5 protein-coding genes and 1 pseudogene are annotated in these 6,978 nt (G+C 70.2%); 5 read left to right on the top strand and 1 reads right to left on the bottom strand.

The annotated features are described in order from the left end of the window. The 4 genes and pseudogenes from EOINJALH_RS05865 to EOINJALH_RS05850 all read left to right on the top strand — a co-directional run. A pseudogene (locus EOINJALH_RS05865) lies at positions 1-304 on the top strand (SUMF1/EgtB/PvdO family nonheme iron enzyme); the annotation flags it as partial. 60 nt (positions 305-364) lie between these two features. Then, the gene (locus EOINJALH_RS05860) at positions 365-943 is read left to right on the top strand and encodes an ECF-type sigma factor (protein ID WP_088279385.1); all 579 of its coding nucleotides are present in this window, start codon (positions 365-367) and stop codon (positions 941-943) included. A 4-nt stretch (positions 944-947) separates the two neighbouring features. Then, positions 948-3,629: a serine/threonine-protein kinase gene (locus EOINJALH_RS05855; protein ID WP_088279384.1), complete on the top strand. Its 2,682-nt coding sequence runs from the start codon at positions 948-950 to the stop codon at positions 3,627-3,629. 409 nt (positions 3,630-4,038) lie between these two features. Then, positions 4,039-5,463 carry an FG-GAP repeat protein gene (locus EOINJALH_RS05850; RefSeq protein ID WP_144289882.1) on the top strand — a complete coding sequence of 475 codons (1,425 nt, stop codon included), beginning with the start codon at positions 4,039-4,041 and terminating at the stop codon, positions 5,461-5,463. Positions 5,464-5,494: 31 nt separating this feature from the next. Here the strand turns inward: EOINJALH_RS05850 and EOINJALH_RS05845 are convergent, their stop codons facing one another. After that, on the bottom strand, positions 5,495-5,818 hold the full coding sequence (locus tag EOINJALH_RS05845) for a hypothetical protein (protein WP_144289881.1): 324 nt from the start codon (positions 5,816-5,818) through the stop codon (positions 5,495-5,497). A gap of 112 nt (positions 5,819-5,930) precedes the next feature. Here EOINJALH_RS05845 and EOINJALH_RS05840 point away from each other — a divergent pair, with 112 nt between their 5' ends. Further along, positions 5,931-6,929: a GlxA family transcriptional regulator gene (locus EOINJALH_RS05840; RefSeq protein WP_088279381.1), complete on the top strand. Its 999-nt coding sequence runs from the start codon at positions 5,931-5,933 to the stop codon at positions 6,927-6,929. Positions 6,930-6,978 lie beyond the last annotated feature (49 nt).

Raw genomic sequence — 6,978 nt, 5'->3', positions numbered from 1 at the left:
GTCCAGCATTGACTGGCCGGTGCCGACCGCCAGATGGGCGCGCGCCGACGGGCCGACGGCAGCTGCAACGATAGCCTGTGGCCGCCCGCCAGGCCAAGCGGGCGTGAACGGCCTGCACGACATGGGCGGCAACGTTTGGGCGTGGATCGACGAGCAGCAGGGTGAGCGCTGCAACCCGGAGCGCCGCACGCGCCGTGGCAGTGGGTGGTGCGGGCAAGCGCAGATGCGTGCCGACTTCCGGCAGGACAAGCCGGCCGACACCGCGGTGGTCTATCTCGGCCTTCGCCGCGCAAGTAACCCGTGAGGCGCTGAGGACGAGGGCCGCAGCGCCATCTGCCGGCGCAGGCGCGCCAGCACGCCCCAGATGAAGGCGCCGGTTCGGTTTGTTATGCTGGCCGGCATGGCCCGCACCGTGCCCTGCAACTTGCCAGACCCTCTTTCGGCGGCGGTGCAGTTTCCCTTGCTGTACCAGCAGTTGCGCTTGCTGGCGCGCGCCCATCTGGCGGTCGGCACCGGCCAGTCAATGCTGGACACCGGGGCCCTGGTGCATGAGGTGTACCTCAGGATGGGGCAAGCCGACGGCGCCCCGGCGCCGGACGGGGCGAGCTTCCTCGACGTCGCTGCCGCGAGAATGCGCGCCGTCGTCGTCGGCGCCGCGCGGCGCCGACGCAGCGAACGTCGGGGTGGCGACCTCGAACGGGTGCCGCTCGACACCGAGGGAGTGCCCGATCACGGCAGCGACGACGATCGCATCCTGGCCATCGACGCGGCGCTGGGCCGCCTGCGCCGCATCGACCGCCGCCTGGCGCAGGTGGTGGAGTTGCGCTTCTTCGTCGGTTTGAGCGAAGTCGACATCGGCCGCGCGCTTGGCGTGTCAGACCGCAGCGTGCGCCGCTACTGGGACCGAGCCCGGCTGCTGCTGGCCGAGATGCTGGGCGCCTGATCGCGTGGACGACACAGCCGGCGACGGGTCGACGGCGCAGTGGCAGCAGGCCCATCGGCTGCTGGACGCGGTGCTGCGCGTACCGCCGTCACAGCGCGGCGCCGCCATCGACGCCTTGCCGGACGCCAGCGCAGCGGTCAAGGCGCTGCTGCACAGGCTGGCGGCCCGCGCGATGGACGGCACCGGGCTGGACCTGCCTCAGGCCGGCGCGCTGGCCGACGCTGCGGGTGACCGCATCGGCCCCTACGTGCTGCTGTGCGTGCTGGGGCACGGCGGCATGGGCGAGGTGTGGCTGGCCGAGCGGCCCGACGGCCTGCCGCGGCGCCAGGTGGCACTGAAGTTGCCGCGCCTGAGCGGACTGGGGGCCTTCGAAGAACGCATGGCGCGCGAACGCGACATCCTGGCCAGGCTGGTCCACCCCCACATTGCCCAGCTCTACGACGCCGGGATCACGTCGCAGGGCCGCCCCTACCTGGCGTTGGAGTACGTGCAGGGGCAGCCGCTCGACCTGTACTGCCAGACACAGCGGCTGGGCGTCGACGCCAGGCTGCGCCTGTTCGTGCAGGTGGCACGTGCGGTGGCGTATGCGCATGCGCAACTCGTGATCCACCGCGACCTCAAGCCGCTGAACGTGCTGGTCGACGCGCAGGGCCAGGCCAAGCTGCTGGACTTCGGCATCGCCAAGCTGCTGCACGAGGATGCGCCAAGCACCGGGCTCACCCAGATCGGCATGCGTGCGTTCACGCCCGAGTACGCGTCGCCCGAACAACTGCGCAACGAAGTGCTGGGGGTGGCCAGCGATGTGTATGCCTTGGGCGTGCTGCTGGCCGAACTGCTGACCGGACGGCGACCCTACCGCGGCGATCCCCGCTCGGCCGCCGAAACCGAACGGGCGATCCTCGATGGCGAGGTGCTGCAGCCGAGCCTGTGCACCGACGAGCCCGCGCTGGCGCGCGCGCTGCGGGGCGACCTGGACACCATCGTCGGCAAGGCCATGCGGCGCGAGCCGGCCGAACGCTACGACAGTGCCGCCGCCCTGGCCGATGACGTGGAGCGGCATCTGCGCCACGAGCCGGTGCACGCGCGGCCGGCCGCTGCCGGCTATCGCCTGCGCAAGTTCGTGCGCCGCCATCGGCCCGCGGTGGCGATCGGGGCGCTGGCGCTGGCCAGCGCAGTGGCCGGCGTGGCGGGCACGTTCTGGCAGAGCCTGCGCGCGCAGGAGCAGGCGGTGCGTGCCGAACAGTCGCGCGACCGCGCGCTGCGGCAGCTGGCGCATGCCGAAGCGATGGACGAGCTGATGCGCCACCTGCTCGATGCCACCGAGGGCAAGCCCTTCACCGTGGCCGAACTGCTGGCGCAGGCCGAGGTGATGGTCGATCGCCAGTTCGCCAGCGACGCCGCGCTGCGGGCGCAATTGCTGCTCAGCGTGGCCGAGCAGCAGGCGCAAAGCGGCGCGCGCGCCCAGGCGCAGGCCTTGCTGTCCAAGGCACAGGCGGCAGCCAGCCAGAGCGCGCAGGCGCCCCTGATCGCCACGGTCGAGTGCGAGCTGGCCGCCGACGCCGCAGAAGACGGCCTCACCCCGCCGGTGCGCGCCCGGCTGGATGCGGCTGTCGCAGGCCTGCGCGTGCTGGGCAGCAGCGAGGCGGCGGCGCTGGCGCGTTGCCTGTATGCACGCGGCGGCCGGGAGAATGATGCCGGCAACGCGCAGGCGGCGCTCAACGACTTTCGTGAAGCGGTGTCCTTGATCGGCACGCCCCGCGCGGGGCAACGCACCTTGATGGTCGGCCTGCGCGAAGGCATCGGCGGTGCCCATGCCGCGCTCGGCGACCTCGCGGGCGGTATCCAGGCGATGAAGCAGGCGCTGGAGGAACTCGACGGCATGGGCCGCGGCCAGACCTGGGCCGCCTTGGATCTGCTCAACAACGTGGCCGTGATGCACAACGCGGCCGGCAACCCGCTGAACGCGATGCAGGCCTATGACCGGGCGCTGCAGCGCGTCGGCCTCGCCGCCGATGCCCCCGAGCGCAGGCCGATGCTGGCGGGCAACCGCGCCGACGCGTTGCTGGCGCTGGGCCGCACCGCTGAAGCGATCAACGACCTGGAGCGCGTGCACGCAGAACTGGTGCGCCAAGGACTGCCGCTGCCCGCCGCCACCTACCTGCAGCTCCTGGCCTTCGCCTGGTGCCAGGCCGGCGAGCTGGCACGCTGCAGCGACACGCTGGCGCAGGCGCGGGCCGACTATGCGCGCCACGTCCAGGAGGACCGCAACATCGGCGCCCGGTTCGAGACCACCACCGCCGAGCTCGCCCTGCGCCGTGGCCAGCTCGAGTCCGCGCGCGATCATCTGCAGCGCGCCCTCACCATCCATGAGTCGGGCCCCCGGCGCAGGGGCATGCGCCATGTGCTCGCCCAGCTGGGACGGGTCGAACTGGCGCGCGGCGACGTGCAAGCCGCAGCCGCATGGGCCACGCGCGCGGTGGACCATGCGCGCGCCTCGCGGGTGGCGGCAATGGCTAACGTGCACGTGGGCCACGCGCTGCTCGTGCAGGGACTGGTGCAGCGGGCGCAAGGCCAGGCCGAGGCAGCGCGCGCCAGCTGGCTGGAAGCCGAGCGCGAGCTGCTGGCCAGCGTGGGCGCCCAGGCCAGCTTCACGCGTGAAGTGCAGCTGCTGCTGAGCGCGCCGTAGCGGCCTTGCGGCGTTCATCGCCGCCGGGCGTTTGTATCCATTGGAAACCTAGCGCCTGTGACCGGCGGGTTTCAGAGCGCTGTGGTCGAGCGGGCCGCGCCTACTTGTAACTGCGCCTCGCGCGCAGATCGCCGCGGGCTGCGAAGTGACGAAAACCGGCGCGAATTTGGCGACAAAAGGTAACCCACGAATCTCGGATTCCGTTGGTGCACCTGCCCCGGGCTGGTGGTTGAAAGGCCCCAATCGTGCGCCTCCGAAGCCACGCCGTGTCTGTGCCACTTTCTTGTTATTCAAGCACTTGCAGTTGCGAGGGCTGCTGGCTCGAAAGCTGCGGCAATGAACACGACGTCGACCACTGTGGCGACGCCGACTCGTAACAGCAGCCCAGGACGGGCACAGGAGAAGCAACGTGAACCACTCGAACCGAATCTGCGCGCTCTTCGGCGCCATGACCCTGATGGCCCTGGCTTCACCGTTGGCATGGGCGGCCAAGGGCGGCGACGCGGCCAAAACGACGCCCGCGGCCCAAGTGACCACCGAAGCGGACTTGCGGACGCAATCGCCGGGCACGGCAGCCAACTCGCCATTGACCGAGCTGTTCCAGACCGACTCGGTCGCCGCCGTCAGCGGCGACACGGCGGCCGTTGTGGTCAAGCGTGGCCGCCGCGTGATGGGCCTGTTCACCGGTCCGATGAGCAAGGAGGTCTACGTCTACAAGCGCACCTTGGGCGCGTGGTCGGTGCAGGCCGTCCTGGTGGCCAGCGACCCGGCTGAAGGCATGGCCTACGGCAGCAGCATCGCGCTGCGCGGCGACACCTTGGTGGTGGGCGTGGACAACCCGGCGCCGGCGTCGCTGGACGGCAGCACGCCGGCCAATCCAGCCGCCATCAAGGGCGCCTACGTCTACCAGCGCGTGGGCAGCAACTGGATCGAAGCGACACGGCTGGTCGGCACCGACGCACTGACGACCAGCTACAACCACGGCTCGCGCGTGGCCATCAGCGGGTCGACCATCGTCATCGGCGCCGCCGGCGGCGAACGCGTCAGCTGCAGCCCCGTGACCACCACCTTTGCCTGCAGCACCCTGGAACGGCGCGCCGGGCGGCTGTTCGTGTTTGACCGCAACGCGTTGGGGATCTGGGCACAGACCGCCAGCCTCACGGTGCAGTCGCCTCATGGCGCCTTGTTCGCGTTGGACGGCAACACGCTCGTGGTGCCCGAGTTCGAGACCGTGACCGGCACCGGCATGTATGCAGGCACGACCATCGGTCATGCGGCGGTGTACCAGCGCACCTCGGGACTGTGGTCGCGCCAGGCCACGCTCACATCGGCCGACCAGACGACGCTGGCCCAGCTGACCGACCCCGTGAACGTGCCGACCGCGATTCACGGCCTGTTCGTCGGCAGCATGCCTTTCAGTGGCCCGGCGCTGCAGGGTGACCGGTTGCTGGTGCCCGGTGGCGACTACAGCGTGATCGGCGGCGGCCCGGGCCTGAAGGCGGCGTTGTATGTGTTCCAGCGCACGGGCAACACATGGTCTGCACAAGGTCGCATCACGCCCGCGGCAAGCAGCACCGGCGATGGCTTCGCGCGCAGCATGGCATTCAGCGGTCGCGCCGTGCTGGTGAACTACAGCGCCGGTGCGCGAAAGGTCTCGCTCTTTGCGCAGGCTGCCGATGGGACGTGGAACGAGTCGGTCATCAACTCTCCCGGCAGGCCCATCGGGCAGAACGTCGACTTCTTCGGCGAGACGATCGCGCTCGATGGCGGTACCGCCCTCGTCACGCAGCCCCAGACACGCGCACTGGTGTACCGGCTGACCTTCACGCCCTGAGCGGCAGGGCAGCGCAGCCCCCTCTCGTTGATCATCTCGACCGAGGGATGGATTCGTTCAGACAACGCCCGATCTTTGCCACCAGGGCCACGGCCGGCATGCGCGCGTTGGCCTTGTGCAGTTGCCAGCGCATCTCGAAGCCGACCGCCATCGTTTCGAAGCCGTCGCGCAGCGCGGCCGATGCCGACTCACTGGCATCGAAGCGCACGCGCATGAAGAGCAAGCCCGTGCTGGCATCGTTGAGCCGCGCGGCTTCGGTGATGTTGGCCTGGTGCCGCACCAGCAGCCTGGTGACGGCATGCACGATGCCCACGCGGTCTGGGCATGACAGGGTGACGACATAGGGTGAAGTCATAGGTCAGGCTCCAGGCGCGGACGACGCCGATTCTGTCTGCGGGGCCGTGTCGCCTGCATGCAAAGGTCGCCACGCCATTGACGAAAAACGCCATGGCTTCGACACTGCGGGCGTGACCGTCGCCAAACCACCGCTGCTGCCCGGTCCGATCGGCTTCGTGCTGATCCCGCAGTTCGCATCGATCGCGCTGGCCTCGGCGATCGAGCCCTTGCGGATTGCCAACCGCTACCTGCGCAGTGCTTACCGCTGGAAGCTGCTGTCGTTGGATGGCGGGCCGGTGGCCGACGGCAACGGCATCACCGTGCAGCCGCATGGCGGTGTGTTCGAAGAACCCGCGCTCGGCACCGTCATCGTCTGTGCCGACGTGCAGCCCGAGCGTTACTACTCGCGGGAACTGAAGCACTGGCTGCAGCAGCAGAACGCGGCTGGCGCTGCGCTCGGTGCGCTGGACACCGGCTGTTTTCTGCTGGCGCGCGCCGGCTTGCTCGACGGTGTGCGGGTGACGATGCACTGGGAGGTGCTGGAAGCTTTTCGCGAGCGCTTCCCGCGCACCATCGTGGCGCAAACGCTGTTCGAACTCGATGGCCGGCGGCTCACGTGCGCCGGCGGCACCGCGGCGATCGACATGGTGCTCGAGGCGATATCGCGCGACCATGGCCGCGAACTCGCCGCGCGCGTGGCCGAGCACTGCCTGCACGAGCGCATGCGCCCAGGCGGGGCCGGGCAACGCATGGCGCCGGCGGCGCGCGGGAACATCCACAACCCGGCGCTGGCGCAGGCGGTGGCGCTGCTCGAAGCCACGCTCGAGCGCAGCATCAGCGTCAGCGAACTGGCCGCGCACGTGGGCCTGTCGTCACGCCAGTTGATGCGCTTGTTCGCGCAGGTCATCGGTGAGAGCGCGGCCCACTACCACCGCCGCCTGCGGCTGGAGCACGCGCGCAGCCTGTTGCGCTACACGGCGCTGACGGTGACGGAGGCAGCCGTGGCAGTCGGCTTCGAATCGCTGGCCCACTTTTGCCGCGCCTACCGGCAGCAGTATGGCGTGTCGCCGGGGGCAGACAGGCAGGCCGCACCACGCGGTGCGCCGCTGCTGCGAGACCGTCGCAGCTGAGGCGCAATCCGTCAAGCGCATGGCGCTTTCCGGCAAGTCCGGCTGGGGG

It is taken from the genome of Ideonella sp. A 288 (genome assembly GCF_002198735.1).
Lineage (GTDB): Bacteria > Pseudomonadota > Gammaproteobacteria > Burkholderiales > Burkholderiaceae_C > Pseudaquabacterium.
The sequence above is the reverse complement of the archived record's forward strand: the minus strand, read 5'-3'. Positions and strand labels throughout refer to the sequence as shown.